Source organism: Sutterella megalosphaeroides (assembly GCF_003609995.1).
Classification (GTDB): domain Bacteria; phylum Pseudomonadota; class Gammaproteobacteria; order Burkholderiales; family Burkholderiaceae_F; genus Sutterella; species Sutterella megalosphaeroides.
In genome coordinates, this window is sequence record NZ_AP018786.1 from 287,700 (window position 1) to 306,276 (window position 18,577).

Annotated in this window: 15 protein-coding genes and 3 tRNA genes; 7 read left to right on the top strand and 11 right to left on the bottom strand. The window is 63.4% G+C overall.

All coding sequences use genetic code 11. The features are described 5' to 3' along the window. Nucleotides 1-3: 3 nt before the first annotated feature. From napH to S6FBBBH3_RS01360, 5 genes are all read right to left on the bottom strand, one after another. Nucleotides 4-867, bottom strand: a complete 864-nt coding sequence (gene napH / locus S6FBBBH3_RS01340) for a quinol dehydrogenase ferredoxin subunit NapH (RefSeq protein ID WP_232008806.1) — start codon at nt 865-867, stop codon at nt 4-6. Beyond that, nucleotides 864-1,640, bottom strand: coding sequence for a ferredoxin-type protein NapG (gene napG, locus S6FBBBH3_RS01345; RefSeq protein WP_120176046.1), 777 nt, complete (start codon nt 1,638-1,640; stop codon nt 864-866). The genes napH and napG overlap by 4 nt, the downstream gene beginning before the upstream one ends. Before the next feature lie 32 nt (nt 1,641-1,672). After that, nucleotides 1,673-4,417: a nitrate reductase catalytic subunit NapA gene (napA, locus tag S6FBBBH3_RS01350; RefSeq protein ID WP_120176047.1), complete on the bottom strand. Its 2,745-nt coding sequence runs from the start codon at nt 4,415-4,417 to the stop codon at nt 1,673-1,675. A gap of 76 nt (nt 4,418-4,493) precedes the next feature. After that, the gene (locus S6FBBBH3_RS01355) at nt 4,494-4,739 is read right to left on the bottom strand and encodes a chaperone NapD (protein WP_120176049.1); all 246 of its coding nucleotides are present in this window, start codon (nt 4,737-4,739) and stop codon (nt 4,494-4,496) included. Between the two features lie 225 nt (nt 4,740-4,964). Next, nucleotides 4,965-6,176, bottom strand: a complete 1,212-nt coding sequence (locus tag S6FBBBH3_RS01360) for an MFS transporter (protein WP_331813071.1) — start codon at nt 6,174-6,176, stop codon at nt 4,965-4,967. 328 nt (nt 6,177-6,504) lie between these two features. Between S6FBBBH3_RS01360 and sstT the strand changes: the two genes are divergently transcribed. Beyond that, nucleotides 6,505-7,737, top strand: a complete 1,233-nt coding sequence (sstT, locus tag S6FBBBH3_RS01365; protein WP_120176052.1) for a serine/threonine transporter SstT — start codon at nt 6,505-6,507, stop codon at nt 7,735-7,737. 133 nt (nt 7,738-7,870) lie between these two features. After that, nucleotides 7,871-9,694, top strand: coding sequence for a DNA helicase RecQ (recQ, locus tag S6FBBBH3_RS01370; protein ID WP_120177777.1), 1,824 nt, complete (start codon nt 7,871-7,873; stop codon nt 9,692-9,694). Between the two features lie 8 nt (nt 9,695-9,702). Here the strand turns inward: recQ and S6FBBBH3_RS01375 are convergent, their stop codons facing one another. The 5 genes from S6FBBBH3_RS01375 to folE2 all read right to left on the bottom strand — a co-directional run bounded on the left by S6FBBBH3_RS01375 (nt 9,703) and on the right by folE2 (nt 14,557). Continuing rightward, the gene (locus S6FBBBH3_RS01375) at nt 9,703-10,482 is read right to left on the bottom strand and encodes an SDR family oxidoreductase (protein WP_120176054.1); all 780 of its coding nucleotides are present in this window, start codon (nt 10,480-10,482) and stop codon (nt 9,703-9,705) included. A 94-nt stretch (nt 10,483-10,576) separates the two neighbouring features. After that, the gene (locus tag S6FBBBH3_RS01380) at nt 10,577-11,221 is read right to left on the bottom strand and encodes a thiol:disulfide interchange protein DsbA/DsbL (protein ID WP_120176055.1); all 645 of its coding nucleotides are present in this window, start codon (nt 11,219-11,221) and stop codon (nt 10,577-10,579) included. A gap of 51 nt (nt 11,222-11,272) precedes the next feature. Then, complete coding sequence (locus S6FBBBH3_RS01385) at nt 11,273-11,824, bottom strand: SPOR domain-containing protein (protein ID WP_120176057.1); 552 nt, start codon at nt 11,822-11,824, stop codon at nt 11,273-11,275. Nucleotides 11,825-11,853: 29 nt separating this feature from the next. After that, entirely contained in the window at nt 11,854-13,617 is a 1,764-nt protein-coding gene (gene argS / locus S6FBBBH3_RS01390; protein WP_120176058.1) for an arginine--tRNA ligase, read from the bottom strand. Nucleotides 13,618-13,768: 151 nt separating this feature from the next. Beyond that, nucleotides 13,769-14,557 (bottom strand): GTP cyclohydrolase FolE2, encoded by a 789-nt coding sequence (folE2, locus tag S6FBBBH3_RS01395; RefSeq protein WP_120176060.1) that lies wholly within the window; start codon nt 14,555-14,557, stop codon nt 13,769-13,771. Between the two features lie 397 nt (nt 14,558-14,954). On the opposite strand from folE2, the gene S6FBBBH3_RS01400 reads away from it, so the two are divergent. Further along, on the top strand, nt 14,955-15,341 hold the full coding sequence (locus S6FBBBH3_RS01400) for an adenosylhomocysteine nucleosidase (protein ID WP_120176061.1): 387 nt from the start codon (nt 14,955-14,957) through the stop codon (nt 15,339-15,341). A gap of 1 nt (nt 15,342) precedes the next feature. Here S6FBBBH3_RS01400 and cls read toward each other — a convergent pair whose 3' ends face one another. Continuing rightward, nucleotides 15,343-16,812: a cardiolipin synthase gene (cls, locus tag S6FBBBH3_RS01405; RefSeq protein WP_120176062.1), complete on the bottom strand. Its 1,470-nt coding sequence runs from the start codon at nt 16,810-16,812 to the stop codon at nt 15,343-15,345. 192 nt (nt 16,813-17,004) lie between these two features. Here cls and S6FBBBH3_RS01410 point away from each other — a divergent pair. From S6FBBBH3_RS01410 to tuf, 4 genes are all read left to right on the top strand, one after another. Next, nucleotides 17,005-17,090 (top strand) — tRNA-Tyr (locus S6FBBBH3_RS01410). A 64-nt stretch (nt 17,091-17,154) separates the two neighbouring features. Continuing rightward, nucleotides 17,155-17,228 (top strand) — tRNA-Gly (locus tag S6FBBBH3_RS01415). 6 nt (nt 17,229-17,234) lie between these two features. Further along, nucleotides 17,235-17,309 (top strand) — tRNA-Thr (locus S6FBBBH3_RS01420). Between the two features lie 66 nt (nt 17,310-17,375). Beyond that, on the top strand, nt 17,376-18,566 hold the full coding sequence (gene tuf, locus S6FBBBH3_RS01425; protein ID WP_120176064.1) for an elongation factor Tu: 1,191 nt from the start codon (nt 17,376-17,378) through the stop codon (nt 18,564-18,566). Nucleotides 18,567-18,577 lie beyond the last annotated feature (11 nt).

The window sequence follows — 18,577 nt, forward strand, 5'->3', positions numbered from 1 at the left end:
CCTTCAGGTGTTGGAGCGGTCGGACGCGTCGCAACCCGATCGTCGTCCGAAAAGTTCAAAACGCAGGGCGTCCTCGGGGCAGTGTTCGATGCACTTGCCGCAGTTGAGGCATTCGCCCGTCGGAATACGGCCCGTTCGAGCCAGGTCCTTGAAGCGGATGATCTGTCGTTCGGGGCAGACGTGCAAGCAGTCGCCGCAGCGCGTGCACGCCTTGTCCTCGAAGCGGATCCGGAGCGCCGGGCGACGCACGATTCTCCCGACGAGCGCCCAAAAGGCGCCGAGCGGACAGAGGTGGCCGCACCAGCCCTCTTTCATGACCGCAAGCTCCAGGGCGAATACGCCCGAAGCCGCGGCGAGCGCCGAGAGGCCCGTGCCGAAGACGAGGTCCCGCCAGAGGAGCCCCTGAGGGCTCATGACTTCGAAGGCGGCCGTGCCCGTAAGGGCGCTCGCGAGAAGCGCCCCCGCCAGAAGCACGAAGCGCGCCGAGCGGGAAACCCGCAGGGCGTCGGCGGTAAGCCCCAGGCGGCCCCGCAGGAAGGCCGCGAATTCGACCACGGCGTTCATGGGGCAGATCCACCCGCAGAAGGTGCGCGAGCCGAGCGTGCCGTAGAGGAGGAGCACGAGGAGGGCGCCCGTCAATGCGCCGAGCGTCGGGAGGTGTCCCGCCGCGAAGCGCTCGAGCAGTGCCAACGGATCCGAGAGCGGAATCGTATCGAGGACTTTCGACGCGGAGAGCGTCCCCGAGAGGACGGGCCGGTCGAGGAGGGTCCAGCCCCAGCGGGCCGTCCCGATGAAAAGAAGCAGTACGATCCCCTGCACGACGTGTCGCATCGGGGTGTACCGGGAGCGCGGTTTGCGTTCGGTCACGGTTCGTCCTCCCCGCCGTTGAGGTAGTCGAGCGCTTCGGCCGAGGGAGCGTTCCCCGCCGAGGGGGTGCTTTCGGCGGCGGGCGCCTCGCTGCGACGATTTTTCGGGTCGTCCTCGTCGAGCCAGCCGAGTCGGTAGTGCCGGCCGATGGCGCCGAGGTTGGCGTCGCGGTCGACCACGCGAATCGCGGCTTTTTCGGTCGGACAGCCCCGCTCGCAGAGTCCGCACCCCGTGCAGGCGTCGGGATGCACGACCGGAACGAACACCGCGTGCTTGCTCAGTCCCCGGGGGTGCATTTCGATGGTGATGGCGCGGTTGGCTTCGGGGCACTCCCGCAGACACACCTCGCAGCGCAACCCCTGCCACGAGAGGCAGCTGTTCGGGTCGACGGCCGCAACCCCCATGCGGGCGTTGCGGATGTCGTCGAGAAGCGGATCGAGCGCGCCCGTCGGGCACGCTTTCACGCACGGGATGTCCTTGCACATGTAGCACGGGACGTCGCGCGGCGTGAAAAAGGGCGTGCCGATCGGAGCGGGGTCGCCCGGTGCGGCCAGACGCAGCGTGTCGTAGGGGCACGCCGTGACGCAACGGCCGCACCGCGCGCACGCCGCCGTAAAGCGGCTGCCGTCAAGCGCCCCCGGCGGACGGGGGCGCCACTCGGCCCGGCTTTCCCCAAGCGGGGCGAAACCTAGGACGAGCGTGGCGGCGACGGCCGCTCCGGCGGCGCCGGCCGCACGCCCGAGAAGATCGCGTCGTTGGATGGGTGTCGACATCGCAAAGAGCCTTCGTGAGCGTTGCGGAGCGATCAGGCCTTCTTCACGCGAACGGCCGTCTTCTTGTAGTCGGGCTCAAGCGAGATCGGGTCGGTCGCGTCGATGCAGACGGAGTTCGTGCGCACCTTTTCGTCGAAGAAGGCGAGCCACGTGGAACCCTTCGGCATCAGCTGACGGGCCTGGGTTTCGACCACCGCACGGCATTCGCCGTAGCGGCTTTCCACGAGCGCCGTGTCGCCGCGCTTGAGACCGCGCTTCTCGGCGTCGGCCGGGTGCATGTAAAGGAGCGCCGACGGAGCCGCACGGTGCAGCTCCGGCACGCGGCGCGTCATCGAACCCGTGTGCCAGTGCTCGAGGATGCGGCCCGTGGAGAGCCACAGGTCGTAGTGCCCGTCGGGCTGCTCGACCGGAGCGGCGTACGGACGGAAGAAGATCTTGGCCTTGCCCGGATGTGCCTTGGCGGTCTTGTCGGTGACGCCCGTAAGGTTCCCCGTGGGGATCTCCTTCATGAGAGGACCGTAAAAGAGGTTCTCTTCCTTGGCGTACGGGTCGAAGGCCGTGTTGAAGCGGTAGGGCGTTTCCTTGCCGTCGACGACCGGCCACAGGAGCCCCTTCACGTCTTCGCGCATGTACGTGTCGAAGTCCGCGAGGTCGTGACCGTGACCGAGCGTGAACTTGCGATATTCGTCGAAGAGCGCCTTTTCGGGGAAGTACGGGAGACCGAGCGCGTCGCCCGTGCCGTTGAGTTCGTTCGGGTACTTCGGATCGGGCCACACGGCGGCCGCGCGGTCGCCCGTCGGCGCAAAGAGCGCGTCGAAGAGCGTCGACTCGGGCTTGAGACCCATTTCGGCGGCCTTCTCGAGGATGCTCGGGAGCTTGTCGCCCGGGACGCCCTTGAGGGGCGTTTCACCCCAGACTTCGGCGAGCGTGAAGCGCTTGGAGAGTTCCATCATCATCCAGACGTCCGAGCGCGCGTCGCCCGCGGGCTTGACGAGCTGGTGCCAGCCCTGCGTGCGTCGTTCGCCGTTGCCGTAGAGGCCCCACTTCTCGAAGTGGGCCGCGGCCGGCAGGATGAGGTCGGCGGAGCGGGCGGAGAAGGTCGGGTAGATGTCCGACACCACGACGAAGGCGTCCGGACGACGGGCGGCCTTGAGCCAGTGCGTGTTGTTGGGAGCCGACTGCAGGATGTTGACGACCTGCGTCCACACGAAGTCGATCGAGCCGTCTTCGAGGCCGCGCAGCATTTCCATGAGCGACGCGCCGACCTTCGGATTGAGGGTGCCGGCGGGGAGCTTCCAGAGACTTTCCGTCTTCGCGCGGTGCTTCGGATTCGCCACGAGCATGTCGGAAGGCAGTCGGTGGCAGAAGGCGCCCACTTCGCGGGCGGAACCGCAGGCGGAGGGCTGGCCGGTGAGCGAGAAGGCGCCGTTGCCGGGCAGGCCGTGCTTGCCGAGGAGAAGGTGCATCGAATAGACGAGCTCGTTCACCCAGACGCCGCGCTGATGCTGGTTGAAGCCCATGCACCAGAAGCTCATCAGGTTGCGCTTCGTATCGCAGACGAGGTCGGCCAAAGCCATGAGCTTCGCGCGGAAGGTGTCGATCGACTCTTCGTCGTCGCCCTTGGCGAGTTCGGCCACGAAGTCGAGCGTGTAGGGTTCGATCCCGCGCTTGAAGTCTTCGAACGAAATCTGCCAGTGGTTGCCGGCCGTGCCGCCCGAATTCTTCTGTTCGACCACTTCACCCGCCTTGCGGCCCTGCGCAACGGCTTCGTAACGGTCGAGCTTCACTCGGAGCTGGCGCTCAAGCGTGTCCTTTTCGGAGGGCTTGGCGAATTCCGAGGTCGTGCGCAGGCCGTAACCGATGTCGGTCACGCCCGCGGCGAAGATGCAGTGCTTCTCGACGAAGGCCTTGTCGACGAGACCGCGACGCACGATTTCGCGCAGGAGGAAGTTGACGATGGCGAGGTCCGTATTGGGACGGAAGACGATCGTTTCGTCCGCGAGGTTCGAGGAGCTGTTGCGGAAGGTCGTCACGTTGACGATCTTCGTCGTGCGCGCGGTGAGCTTGCGGTTCGCCACGCGGGACCAGAGCACCGGGTGCGCTTCGGCCATGTTGTTGCCCCAGAGAATCATCGTGTCGGCCTTTTCGATGTCCTCGTAGTTGTTGGCCGGCTCGTCGATGCCGAACGTCTGGTAGAAGGCGACGACGGCCGAGGCCATGCAGAGGCGCGCGTTCGGGTCGAGGTTGTTCGAGCGCAAACCGCCCTTAACGAACTTCGACGCCGCGTAGGCTTCCGGAATCGTGTACTGACCCGAGCCGATCACCGAAAGGGCGGCGGGGCCCTTGGCGGCGAGGGTCTTTTTCATCTGACGGGCCATTTCGTCGAGAGCCTCGTCCCAGGTGACGGGTTCGAACTTGCCCTGCTTGTCGAACTTGCCGTCTTTGCGGCGCATCAGGGGCTGCGTGAGACGGTCGGAGCCGTACATGATCTTCGCGTTGAAGTAGCCCTTCACGCAGTTGAGACCGCGGTTGACGGGCGCGTCGGGGTCGCCCTTCGTGGCGACGACGCGACCGTCGCGCACGCCGACCAAAAGGCCGCAACCCGTGCCGCAGAAGCGGCACACGCCTTTGTGCCAGAGGATGCCGTCGTCGGCCGCCTTGGCGGCTTCGGCCTGGGCTTGAGTGACGGGGATGCCGAGGGAAAGGGCGGCGGCGCCGGCGAGGCCCGACTTGATCAGGTCGCGTCGCTGGAAGGTGAGCGGTCGTTCGTGGGTCATGATGCGTAGTCGTAAGAGGAGTGGTCGGAGCGGTGCGGCCCGGGGCCGCGGAGAGCGAAGGTGCGGGCGCGGCCCGTCAGCCTTCCGTGGGTTCGTCGATTCGGTGTTCGATGAGGCTGACGTCGAGCACGCCGCTCGCGCGGCGCACGAGCTCGAAAATCCGAACTTCTTCGTCGACGTTTTCGGCTTCGATCGTGCAGACGATGCGACGCGTGGTCGGGTCCGCGGCATGGACGTCCACGCCGTCGATCTCGGACGCGGCGCGAACCGCATCGTCCAGGCGACCTTCTTCGGCCACCACGAGAATGGAGGAATAGTTCATGGAAAAACGGGGTCTTCGAGTGTCGGAAAAGAACGTCGGGGCGACGTTGAAACCGGAACCGTTTGATGCGGAACTCTCGGTTTTTATTATAAAAATCCGACAAAAATGAACCAGCCCCCGTTGTGGAGAGGGAATCGATCCGTCGCCTCTCCCGAATGGGGGAGGGCGTGTGCCCCCAAGGGGGAGCGAAGCGCCCGAGAGCGTCGAAGAGCGCCCGAAAGCGGGTTACGACGCCCCGTCGTCGAATTTCGACGCGAGTGCCGTGAGGAGTGCGGCTACGAGGAGAAGCGCGGCGAGGAAATAGGGAAGCCCCGCAGCGAGCGCCGACGGGTCCTGTCGACCGGCGTAGAAGATGAGCGGCGTGCCGATCAGGGGACTCACGGCACCCGTAAAGCTGTTGAGCGAGCTGACGGCCCCCATGCGAACGCCCTGTCGCGTGGCGTCGCCCGTGCGGCTCACGAGCCCTTGCACCGTGGGGCCGACGATTCCCATGAGGGCGAACGCGCACATGAGCAAAGCGGCAAGCGGCCCCGAAGTCGAAAGCCCCATGCCGAGAAGCGCGAGGAGCCCGACCAAGAGCCCGATCGTGACGATCCGCTTGGGCGAGAGGCGCCGCGCCGCTTTTGGCAGAAGCCACCCCTGCGTGAACGTGATCGAGAGCCCGAGCGCGAAAATGGAAAAGCCGATCGCCTGAGGTGTCCAGCCGTAGCGGAATTCCGTATAAAGCGCCCACGTGCATTGGACGACGCTTTGCGAAAGTGTGTAGAGCACGACGATGGCGAGCGCGGGAACGAGCGCGCGTTCGCGCCCGAGTTCGGCGAGAGCGCCGAAGGGGTGCATCCGCCGCCAGGGGATCGGCGTCGTGTCGGGCGTCGTGAGGCTCTCGGGCAGAACGAAAAGCCCGTAGAGGAAATTAAGTAAGCAAATGACCGCGGCGACGGCAAAGGGAAGCCTCGGATCGTATTCGCCGAGCAGACCCCCCAGGGCCGGCCCGAGCACGAAGGCGATCCCGAAGATGGCGCCGATTCGGCCGAAAGCGGCGGTGCGTCGATCGGCGGGCGTCACGTCGGCGATGTAGGCCTGCGCCACCACGATATTGGAACTGAGGGCGCCGCCCGCGATGCGGGAAAGAAGGAGAAGCTCCACCGAGGTCGTCACGGCCGGAACGATCATCATCAGTGCGAGCCCGGCGATCCCCGCAAGTAGCACCGGGCGCCGCCCGATGCGGTCCGAAAGCGCTCCGATGAGCGGAGCGAAGAAAAACTGCATGAGGCCGTAACTCACCATGACGGCCCCGTACCAGAGAGTCTGCTCGTCGGGCGAATTCGTCAGCGTGCCGATCAGGCGCGGCAATACGGGGATGATCAACCCGATGCCCAGGGCGTCGAGAAGGACGCAGGCCAGCACGAATCCGACGGCGGGGCGATGGGAGGACATAACGGACGAAGCAAACGATGGGGCTGGGTCGGGGCGTACCCCGACCCAGCCCCGAATAATCGGGGTTCGGAGGAAAAAATATACCGTGTTCGGCCCTCGGGTGCTTAAGTAACATGTCGACACGCAAACGTGTCTAGCGAAATTGTTCAAGATCAAGGGCGCGGAAATTACCGCGTTGCAGGCATTGAAACCCCGGGAATTTTTGTCCGGGTTTCCTTCTGCGCGTCCCGCTCGATGTTAAGGTAGAAACGTATCAACAAAGCGGGCGGCCGCCGATCATGTCCCGAGAAAGCGCGCCCGTTGGTGTTCAACAACCGGAGATTTCTCTATGAATCGCGTCTTTAAGTTCGCGATGCCCTTCCTACAGGCATCGCTTGTAAAGCAAATTTTGGTCGGGCTCGTGCTCGGTATCGCTTTGGGCATGGCTGCTCCGAGCGTTGCGGTTTCGATGGGTTTTCTCGGGACAATCTTCGTTACGGCCCTCAAGGGCGTGGCGCCCATCCTCGTCTTCGTGCTCGTCATGTCTTCGATCGCCAACCAGCGCATCGGAGACGGAGATCTCCACATCAAGCCGATTCTCGTTCTTTACATGGTGGGTACGTTCGGCGCGGCCGTCATTGCCGTGATCGCGAGCTTCCTCTGGCCGACGGAAATTACGCTCGTGGCTCCGCCCGAGTCGGCGAGCGCCCCGGCGGGCATCTTCGAAGTGTTCGAGAACCTGATTCTCAACGTCGTCGACAATCCGGTGCACGCCATTTCGAGCGGCAACTACATCGGCATTCTCGCCTGGTCGATCGCCATGGGGATCGTGTTGCGTCACGGCACGCCCGCCACGCGCGAAGTGCTCTCCGACGCCGCCAAGGGCGTGGAATTCATCGTTCGTCTGGTGATTCGTTTCGCTCCGATCGGTATTTTCGGTCTGGTGAGCTCGACCCTCGCCACGACGGGCCTTGAAGCCATGGCGGGCTACGTGAAGCTTCTTGCGGTGCTTCTCGGTACGATGGCGGTCGTGGCCTTCGTCGTGAATCCGTTCCTCGTTTGGCTCATGATTCGTCGCAATCCGTATCCCTACACTCTGATGACGATTCGCGAGTCGGGCGTGGCCGCCTTCTTCACGCGTTCGTCGGCCGCCAACATTCCGGTGAACCTGGAAATCTGCCGTCGACTCAACCTGCCCGAATCCACGTACGCGGTGTCGATTCCGGTCGGTGCCACCGTCAACATGGCCGGTGCCGCGATCACGATCACGGTGCTCACGCTCTCGGCCGCGTACTCGCTCGGCGTGGCGATCGACATTCCTACCGCGATTTTCCTCTCCTTCATCGCTTCGGTCTGTGCGGCGGGCGCTTCGGGCGTTCCCGGGGGCTCCCTCATGCTGATTCCGCTTGCTTGCGGCTTGTTCGGCATCGACCAGAACACCGCGATGCAGGTGGTGGCCGTGGGCTTCATCATCGGCGTCCTGCAGGACTCCTGTGAAACGGCGCTCAATTCCTCGAGCGACGCGCTCTTTACGATCGCGGCCTGCAAGCGTGCGGAACGCCTGCGTCAGCCGATGAGCTGAAGCAGCTGACCGACGCGAATGCATCGCGCGAAATTCGGGGCCTGCCGGAAACGGCGGGCCCCGTTTTTTCGAGCGTCGCATACGGTCGGGTACAATGGCCGGATTGCCGTTTTTTCAGAAGTTTCGCCCGTTTATGATCCGTTATTCGTCACCTCAGGAAGCGCTCCGACGCGTCTTCGGCTACGACAGTTTCCGAGGATTCCAGGAAGAGGTCGTGAAGACCGTCGTGGAGGGACGGGACGCCTTGGTGCTGATGCCCACGGGCGGCGGCAAAAGCCTCTGCTACCAGATCCCCGCGCTTTTGCGCGACGGCGTGGCGGTGGTGATTTCGCCCCTCATCGCGCTCATGCAGGATCAGGTCGACGCTCTGGAGGAAGCGGGCGTGCGCGCCGCCTACCTCAATTCGACCCAGACGCCCGAAGAGGCGGCCGACGTGCGCGCGGCGCTACAGCGCGGCGAGGTGGACCTTCTTTACATCGCGCCCGAGCGGCTCATGACCGCGGGCATGGGGCGGCTGCTCGACGGTTTGCGTCTGTCGCTCTTTGCCATCGACGAAGCGCATTGCGTGAGCGTCTGGGGGCACGACTTCCGACCCGAATACGGGGCGCTTTCGCACCTGCGGGAGCGCTGGCCCGACGTGCCGCGCATCGCGCTTACCGCCACGGCGGACCGGAAAACGCGCGAAGAGATCGTCGAGAAGCTGCTTGTCGAACCTCGGGAATTCGTGGCGAGCTTCGACCGACCGAACATCTTTTACCGCGTCGTTGAAAAAAAGAACGTGAAGGAGCAGCTCCTCTCCTTCATCCGCTCGGAGCACCCCGGCGAGTGCGGCGTCGTCTACTGCCTGGCGCGCCGCACGACGGAAGAGGTGGCCGAGTATCTGAACGCGGCGGGCATTCACGCGCTCCACTACCACGCGGGGCTCTCGGCCGAGGAACGCTCGCGGCGTCTTTCGGAATTTTTGCGCTGCGACGACACCGTGATGGTGGCGACGATTGCGTTTGGCATGGGGATCGACAAGCCGAACGTGCGTTTCGTCGCGCACGTCGACATGCCCAAGTCGATCGAAGGCTATTTCCAGGAAACGGGTCGCGCGGGCCGCGACGGACTTCCGGCGGATGCGTGGATGGCGTACGGGCTCTCCGACGTCATGACCCAGAAGTACCTGATCGATCAGGGGAATGCCGACTCCCTCTACAAGGAGCTCTCCGTACAAAAGCTCGACGCCATGCTCGCCTACGCCGAGGCGGGCGACTGCCGCCGGCAGCGGCTTCTCGCCTATTTCGGCGAGGCGAGCGCGCCGTGCGGGCACTGCGACAACTGCAAGGAGCCGCCCGAGATGGTCGATATGACGATTGAAGCGCAGAAGCTCCTTTCCTGCATCGTTCGGGTGCAGAAGATGAGCGGCGTGAGTTTCGGTGCCACGCACGTGATCAATATTTTGCTCGGGCGCGAAAACGAGCGGATCGATTCGTTCGGGCATCGGGCGCTCTCCACGTACGGGATCGGGAAAGACGTCTCGGAAGCGCAGTGGCGCATGGTGGTGAGGCAGCTTCTCGCGCGACACGCCCTCTGGGTCGACGTGGAGCGTTTCAACGCGCTTCGCCTCTCGCCCGAAACGGCGGCTCCGATTCTGAAGGGCGAGGAGCGCGTTTTCGTGCGCCGTCTCGTTCACAAGCGTCAGCGGAAAACCGCGGCACCGCAGAAGGACGAAATCCTCCTGCGGCTCTCGAACACGTCCCGCCGCATCTATCACGCGCTTCGGGACTGGCGGCGAACGCACGCCGCGGAAATCGGCAAGCCCCCCTACGTCATTTTCAACGACCGCACGCTTGCGGCCATCGCCGAGGCGAAGCCGCAAAGCGAAGAGGAGCTCGCCGTCATTCAGGGGGTGGGCTCGCGCAAGCTCGAAAACTACGGCGCGGACGTTCTGGAGATCGTCGGGCGCGAGCTCTGATCGGGGACTCAGAGGTCCTTGGGCGAAATGCGCGGCTTTTGCTTGCGCTTGGCGAGAATGCGGTCGAAGAGCCAGTTGGGCAGAAGTCGGAGCACCTTCGCAAGGACGCCCATCTGCCACGGAATGACCGCATAGCTCGTACGGGCGAGAATCGCCTTGACGGCATCGCGGGCGAACTCGTCCGGAGTTTGCAGGAAGGGCATCTTGTAGGGATTCTTGGCCGTCAGGGGCGTGCGCACGAACCCCGGGCAAATCGTCGTCACGCGGATGCCGACCTTGCCCAATTCCACGCGCAGGCTTTCGCAGTACGTGATGACGGCGGACTTGCTCGCGCAATAGGCTTCGGACCCGGGCAGGCCGCGAATGCCCGCCACCGAACCGATCCCGACCAACTGACCCGTGCCGCGGGCCTTCATCGGCGCGATGAAGGGGTGGAAGGTGTTCGCCATGGCAAAGACGTTCGTGCGGTACACCGCTTCGAGTACGTCGAGGTCTTCGTAGAACTCCGTTTTGACGCCGTGGGAGATGCCCGCATTGGCAATGACGATGTCGGCTCCGCCCGTCAGGCGTTCGAATTCGCGCGCGGCGGCGATGATCTCGTCGCGCTTCGTGACGTCGGCCGCAAACGCATGGTGACGTTCGCATCCGCCCGGCAACGTGTCGATGAGTTCGTCGAGTTTTTCGCGGCGACGGGCGACGAGACCGAGTACGGCGCCGCGACGGGCGAATTCGCGGGCCAGGGCTTCGCCGATCCCGCTCGAAGCGCCGGTGATGAAGACGTTGGGCACGGTGGGGCTCCGAAAAAGAAGAGAAAGACCAAAAAGAAAACGGCAGGCCGATCCGTGAAAGACCTCCCTGCCGTTCGGTTCGGGGCGAGCGGGATCAGCCGCGGCGCTGACGACGAACTTCTTCGATGAGGAAGTCGATCGCGGCGGGCGTCTGCTCGCGGGTGCCGACGAGGTGGGCGCCGGTCGTGTAGAGACCCGCGACGCCGACCATCGGCGTGCTGTCGATCTGGTAGGTCTGCCAGGTCTGGGTCGCGATGCGGGCCTTGTTCTGCACGCCGAAGGAGCGCATCGTCTGCTCCCACTTCTTGGCGTCGACGCCGTTGTCGGCCATGAATTCGGCGATGTCGGCGGCGGGGTTTTCGAAGTTGTAGGTGCGTTCCTGATAGATCACGCTCTCGAAGAACTTCGTGTGGAGCTTGTCGAGCAGACCAAGCGCTTCAAGCGCGTAGTAGGTCTGGGTGAAGGGCAGGAACTTCGGCTGCCAGGCGACCGGGCACACGCGGAACGTCACGTCGGCCGGAAGGTTCTTCTTCCAGGCGTTGATCGTGGGTTCGAATTTGAGGCAGTGCGGGCAGGTGTACGCGAAGAACTCGATCACTTCGATCGTGTCGCGACTCGAAGGCGCGGGCGGATTGACGACGAGGTATTCTTTGCCGGCCGTGTAGCTGGGAGCGGCGAACGAGTGGCCCGCAACGGGAGCGAGCGCGGCGGCAATGAGCAGATCACGACGTTGGATCATGGTTCGGAGTCCTTGTTGTGTGTTGTAGGAAGTGGTGTCAGCGACTCGGGATCACTGACGTTGTTCCGCGATCAGAGGCTGATAGCCCTGATCGGAAAGACTGTTGAGCGCTTCTTCGGCGGAAGCCTTGTCGTCGAACGGGCCGACGCGAACGCGCCAGCGGCCGCTCTCGGACGAGATTTTGGTACCGATCCCCATCATGGCGAGTTGGGCGGCGCCGGTTTCGGCTTCGTCTTCGCTCGAGTACGAGCCGACCTGCACCCAATAGGTGACGGGGGTGACCCGACCCGGGGCGACGGCTTTGCCCGAGGCGTCGCGCTCGGCCGTGTCGACCGAGCCCGTCCCAGGGACGGTCACCGTGGCCACGCCGCCGCGGGCGGCGCCCTGGACTTCGGCGGCATTGCGGTTGAGGCGCGCGTTCGGATCGACGCCGCCCGAGAGGGCGACGGAAGGATCGACGTCGGCCGTTACCTTTTCGACCTTTTCCACAAACGGAATGGGGCTGTTGGTAATGAGCAGCGCCGCACCCGCGGCGATGCCGAGACCGGTCACCACACCGATCAGGAAGCCGGCGAAGCCGGTCGAAAAACCACCTTTGGCCACGGTAGGTACCTCCTAAGTGAGTTCGACGGTCAGGCCGCGGGACCTTCCGACTCCTCGCGTCGTTCCATCAGATCGGGAGCGGAGATGCCGAGAAGCGTCAGACCGTTCTTGAGAACGCGACGGGCGGCGGCAAGGAGCGCGAGACGCGCCGTACGTTCCTTTTCGTCTTCGACGAGTACGCGTTCCGCATTGTAGAAGGCGTGGATCGAGGCGGCGAGATCCTTGAGGTAGTAGCAGAGGATGTGCGGCGCCTGATCGCGCGCGGCCTGCGCGAGCGCGGCGGGGAATTCGACGAGCGTGCCGATGAGGGAGAGCGCCGCTTCGCTCGAAAGGGCGGAGAGGTCCGCATCGGCGAGTTCGGCTTCGCTCGGAACGTTCCAGCCCTTGGCGGCGGCGCCCGCAAATACGGACGAAATGCGCGCGTGGGCGTACTGCACGTAGTAGACGGGGTTTTCGTCGCTCTTTTGCTGCGCGAGCGTCACGTCGAAGACGAATTCCGCGTCGGCCTTGCGGGCGACGAGGAAGTAGCGGGCGGCGTCGCGGCCGGCCCAGTCGACGAGGTCGCGCAGCGTGACGTAGTTGCCCGAACGCTTGCTCATCTTGACGGGTTCGCCGTCCTTCACGACGGAAAGCATCTTGTGGAGGATGTATTCCGGGAAGAGCTTCGGGATGTTGAGGTTCTTCACGCCCGAGACGGCCTGCAGACCCGCGCGAACGCGCGCGATCGTGCCGTGGTGGTCGGTCCCCTGAATGTTGATGGCCTTGTCGAAGCCGCGGCCCCACTTGTTGAGGTGGTAGGCGACGTCGGGCACGAAGTAGGTGAACGTGCCGTCGGCCTTCTGCATGACGCGGTCCTTGTCGTCTTTGAGACCGTTGCCGAGGTCGTCGAACGCGGTCGTTCGGAGCCAGAGCGCGCCGTCGGCTTCGTAGGTGTTCCCGGAGGCGATCATCGCGTCGACGGCGTCGCGAACGAGGCCGCGCGAGTAGAGGGAGGACTCGAGGAAGAAGTTGTCGAAGCGAACGCCGAGGGCCTGAAGGTCGTCGTCCTGCTCGTTGCGCAGGTACGCGACGGCGTAGCGGCGAACGAGATCGGTGTCGGAGGCGTCGCCCGTCGATTCGATCGTTTCGCCCGAGTGAGCGTGCACGGGCTTCTTCGCGAGGAAGTCCTTCGCGATCGAGAGAATATATTCGCCGTGGTAGGCGTTTTCGGGCAGTTCGACCGCTTCGCCCTGAAGCTGACGGCAGCGGATCTGCACGGAGAGCGCGAGGTTGCCGATCTGAACGCCCGCGTCGTTGTAGTAGAACTCGCGTTCGACCCCGTAGCCCTGCGAAGCGAAGATGTTGGCGAGCACGTCGCCGAGCGCGCCCTGGCGCGCGTGACCGAGGTGCAGCGGCCCCGTCGGGTTGGCGGAGACGAACTCAAGGAGAATGCGCTTGCCTTCGCCCGCGTTCGAGCGGCCGAAGTCGGCGCCTTCGCGCAGAATCTGGCGAACGACGTCGTGGTGGGCGCTTTGCTGAATGCGCAGGTTGATGAAGCCCGGGCCGGCGATTTCGATCGACGAAACGAGGCTTTCGGTCTTCGGGTTCTGTTTCAGAGCTTCGACCAGAGAAGCGGCGATTTCGCGCGGGTTCTTCTTCAGTTGACGCGCGAGCTGCATGGCGGTCGTACAGGCGACGTCGCCGTGTTCGGGGCTCTTCGGACGTTCGAGAGTGACCGGGGCGTCTTCGACGCCGATCGAGGAGAGGGCTTCTTTGATGAGAGCCTCAAGAGCAACTTTTTGCTGCGCGAGCATGGAGGACGATTCTCTGTGATTGGACGAGCGGCTCAAGTGTATCGGGTGTCTTACGAGAGCACCCTTAAGGGCCGAACGTCGAGGATTAAGAAAATGTTTCGGCCCGTCCTTTTTTGAAGAAACGGGCCCGGGGAAGCGGTTGGCGAACGACTCAGCGCTTGTCGTGCGTGATCGTCGCGTAGGCCGAGTGGTTGTGGATCGATTCGAAGTTTTCCGCCTCGATGCGGTACGCGGCGACGCGGTCGTCGTCGTTGAGCGCCTTGGCCATGTCGCGAACGAGGTCTTCGACGAACTTCGGATGTTCGTAGGCGTACTCGGTCACGTACTTTTCGTCGGCGCGCTTCAGGCGAGCCCAGAGCTGGCACGAGGCGACGGATTCGCTGATGGCGACCTGCTCTTCGAGCGTCATGTCCGACTTGAGGATGAGCGAGCTGGTGAGGTGCGAGCGCTGGTTGTGCGCGCCGTACTTCGAGATTTCCTTCGAGCACGGGCAAAGGCTCGTCACCGGAGTGAGCGTTTCCTGGCGAACCGTGATCGCGCCTTCGTCGGAATCGGCGATCCAGGCGCCTTCGTAATTCATGATGCTCTCAAGCTTGCTCACGGGAGCCGTCTTCTTCACGAAGAAGGGGAAACGGATCTCGATGGTGCCGTCGACCGCGTGGAGGTTTTCGAGCATTTGGCCCATGAGGCGGCGGATGACGTTGACGTTGAGCGGTTCCGTGCACTCGCTCATGAGCGCGATGAAGCGGGACATGTGGGTCCCTTTCTGATCGGCGGGCAACGAAACGGTCATGGCAATCGACGCGACCGTATGCTGGGGGCCGTCGCGACCCTCGATGACAATCGGAAGCGTGACGCCGCGCACGCCGACTCGATCGATGGCGATGTTGCGACCGTCATGGGCGGACTGCACGTCCGGAAGATTGGTTTTAGCGTCCATGGTGTGTTCGTCGAAGTGAGAATGACGGTTCGCGGGTACGCAACCCAAGGCGAACGACGTCAAAATAAGGGAACGATCATCCCGGCGACACGATGCCCCGGGAGAGACGACGAGCCCGAGAGAAGGGCTCCGTCGGGCTTGGGCGCACCCTCGCGAAGGGGGCGCACCAAGTCGCGTTGAACCGCTTATCTTACCTCAACGAGCCGTTCGGTTTTCTCGAAGAGCGCCTCTAAAATAGGCGCAAGACGCTCGGGTACGGCTCGGGATCGGAAAAGAATTCTTGCACTTCGAAGCGTTCGTCCGTATTGAAAAGGCGACCATCGAGCCCCATTCTCTGAGGAAAGACGACCCAAACGGTCGCCGGCATCGACCGGACAACACACATCGGGAGCGTGTCATGCGTTTTGTTTATTTTCAGCCCGGCCGAACTTCGGCAACGAGCATCATTCTCGGCCTGATTTCGATTGCGATCGTGGTTTCGCTCTTCGTCTTCATGATGCCCGTTTTGCTCGGGATCTTCGCCGTCGTCGTGCTGGCCGGCCTGGCCTTCTGGCTCTGGAGCTGGATCAAGATGAAGATGGGCTGGGAGAGCGAGGAGGTGAAGACCTTCCGCGAGGCCATGGCTCAGGCGGAAGCGGCCGCCCGTTCGCAGTATGCGGGGCGCTCGGCGGATCCCGACGGCACGGTCTACGAGTCCGAACGCGTCGAAGTGCGCGCGTTGCGCTCGGATCGCACCCGCCGTCGCGGGATGGACGACGTCTCGGACGTCGAAGAAGTGAAATAACTCAAAGAAGCGGGGAGATGAGGTAACTCGCTCCCTCTTTGAGGCGTTCGACAACGGGACGGCGGCGCCACCGCTCGGGGTCGATCGGAACGGAGGAGGCGCGATAGCGCGCAAGCGTCTTTCCGAAGTTTTCCGCGAAGCCCGCGTCGAAGATGAGGAGCGAAAGCTCGAAATTGAGGTGCATCGAGCGGTTGTCGATGTTGAGCGTTCCGAAGAGAACGAACTCTTCGTCGACGGCCACGGCCTTGGTGTGCAAAAGTCCCCCTTCGAAATAGAGGATTTTGACGCCCGCCTGCAGGAGGTCGTCGAAGTAGCGGCGCGTCGCCCAGGCGACCGCGCGCGAATCCGTGCGGTGCGGCACGATGAGTTCCACCCGAACGCCGCGCAACGCGGCGTTGACGAGCGCGATCACGACGGCTTCGTTCGGAACGAAGTAGGGGGTCGTGATGGAAAGCGTCCGTTCGGCGCGATTGATGGTTTCGATGACGAGGTGAAGACTTTGGTCGCCCTTGTCGTAGGGGCCCGACGGAATGGTGACGACGCTCGCCGGTCCGCAGTTGAGCATGTCGAGTAGCGCGTAATCGTGCTCCAAGTCGGAGAGATCCTCGTCGGGCTGCAGCGCCCAGTCGAAGCGCCATACGGCAAGAAGCGAAATTACGGCGGGCCCTTCGAGGCGCACCATGGCGTCGACCCAGGCGCCCACCTCGACCGCGGCGTCGTACCCCGTCGGGTCGATCATATTGAAGCTTCCCGTATAAGCGACGGCCTCGTCGATCACGACGAGCTTGCGGTGCATGCGCAGGTCGGCCCGTTGGAGGCCCAGGATTTTCCAAAACCGCATCGGCATGGCGGAAGAAAGTTCCACGCCCGCGTCCCGAAAGCGCTGCGCACTCCGGGAGCGGAGAAAACCTCGCGAGCCGAAGGCGTCGAGCAGAATGCGAACGCGCACGCCCCGTGCGCGCGCCGCGAGAATCGCTTCCGAAATGCGATCGATCTCGCCGCCCCCCTCCCAGATGTAGAAGGTCATCGCGATCGACCGCCGGGCGTTGCGAATGTCTCGCAGGAGCGATTCGATCACGGCTTCGGACGTGCCAAGAAGCCGCGGAAGCGACCCCGTCGTCAGCGGCATGCCGCCCAGGCGCGTGGCCAAATGAATGAGCGAGCGGTGCCGCACCAGAAAGCGCGGCAGCGGCCCCAGGGGCGTGAGTTTGTGGTTGGCGATCCGCACCCAGTGTGCGATCGCCTTTTTCTGACGTGCGGCGCGCAGACGACCGACCGGCCGTTCGCCGAACATTAGGTAAAGGAAAAAGCCCGCATAGGGGAGCAGGGTCGTGATGAGGATCCAGGCAAAGCTCGCCCCGGGCGGGTGGCGCGTCAGCATGACGCGCAGCGTCACCGCCACGACGATGAAAACCTGAACGAAGAAGGCGACTAGGCCCCAGAACGAGAAATCCGATGAGCTCGATAGCATGACGATGGTTCCGCTGATCGCCCCATACTAAACGGCAACGGACCCTCGGAGAGCGCGTCGGAAGGCCGATTTCGTGCTGCGCAAGGCCCGAAGGGCATGAAAACTACGTATAAAAACGTATTTTTCGAATTATTTGTGGTATGACCCTTGACAGGTCGCGGGAGGCAGGCAATAATTCAATCCTCTCGCAACGGAGGGGTGCCCGAGTGGCTAAAGGGGGCAGACTGTAAATCTGTTGGCTTACGCCTACGATGGTTCGAATCCATCCCCCTCCACCAGCGAATTTCTTCGCTTCTGCACAGGAAGCAGATAGCGTGCGGAGCTGAAGACACATCGAACTAGGCGGGTGTAGCTCAATGGTAGAGCAGAGGCCTTCCAAGCCCCCGACGAGGGTTCGATTCCCTTCACCCGCTCCATGTCGCGCCCATGTGGCTCAGTGGTAGAGCACTCCCTTGGTAAGGGAGAGGTCATGCGTTCGATCCGCATCATGGGCACCACAAATTCTCCTTTTCTTCCACGTACAGAATCCGCTCGGCGGATTTTTGTTTAGGAGCCTTCCAAAAATGGCCAAGGGTAAGTTTGAACGAACCAAGCCCCACGTTAACGTGGGCACCATCGGTCACGTTGACCATGGCAAGACCACGCTGACCGCTGCGATCACGACGATCCTTTCGTCGCACTTCGGCGGCGAAGCCAAGGCGTACGACCAGATCGACGCGGCTCCTGAAGAAAAGGCCCGCGGTATTACCATCAATACCGCTCACGTCGAATACGAAACGGAAACGCGTCACTACGCGCACGTTGACTGCCCGGGCCACGCCGACTACGTCAAGAACATGATTACCGGTGCCGCCCAGATGGACGGCGCGATCCTCGTGGTCTCGGCTGCCGACGGTCCCATGCCCCAGACGCGCGAACACATCCTGCTCGCCCGTCAGGTCGGCGTTCCCTACATCATCGTCTTCCTGAACAAGTGCGACATGGTCGACGACGAAGAGCTTCTCGAACTCGTTGAAATGGAAGTTCGCGAACTCCTCTCGAAGTACGACTTCCCGGGCGACGACATCCCCATCGTCAAGGGTTCCGCCAAGCTCGCTCTCGAAGGCGACAAGGGCCCCCTCGGCGAACCGGCCATCCTCAAGCTTGCCGAAGTGCTCGACAGCTACATCCCGACGCCGGAACGCGCCGTTGACCTTCCGTTCCTCATGCCGATCGAAGACGTGTTCTCGATCTCCGGTCGCGGTACGGTGGTTACGGGCCGTGTCGAACGCGGCGTGATCTCGGTTGGCGACGAAATCGAAATCGTCGGCATCAAGCCCACGACGAAGACGACCTGCACGGGCGTCGAAATGTTCCGCAAGCTGCTCGACCAGGGTCAGGCCGGCGACAACGTCGGTATCCTCCTCCGCGGCACGAAGCGTGAAGACGTCGAACGCGGCCAGGTTCTCGCCAAGCCCGGTTCGATCACGCCCCACACGCACTTCAAGGGCGAAGTCTACGTCCTGACGAAGGAAGAAGGCGGCCGTCACACCCCGTTCTTCAAGGGCTATCGTCCCCAGTTCTACTTCCGTACGACGGACGTGACGGGTACGATCGAACTGCCGGAAGGCGTTGAAATGGTCATGCCCGGCGACAACATCACGATGACCGTCAAGCTCATCTGCCCGATCGCCATGGAACAGGGCCTCCGCTTCGCCATCCGCGAAGGCGGCCACACCGTCGGCGCCGGCGTCGTTGCCCAGATCATCGAATAAGATCTGAACGA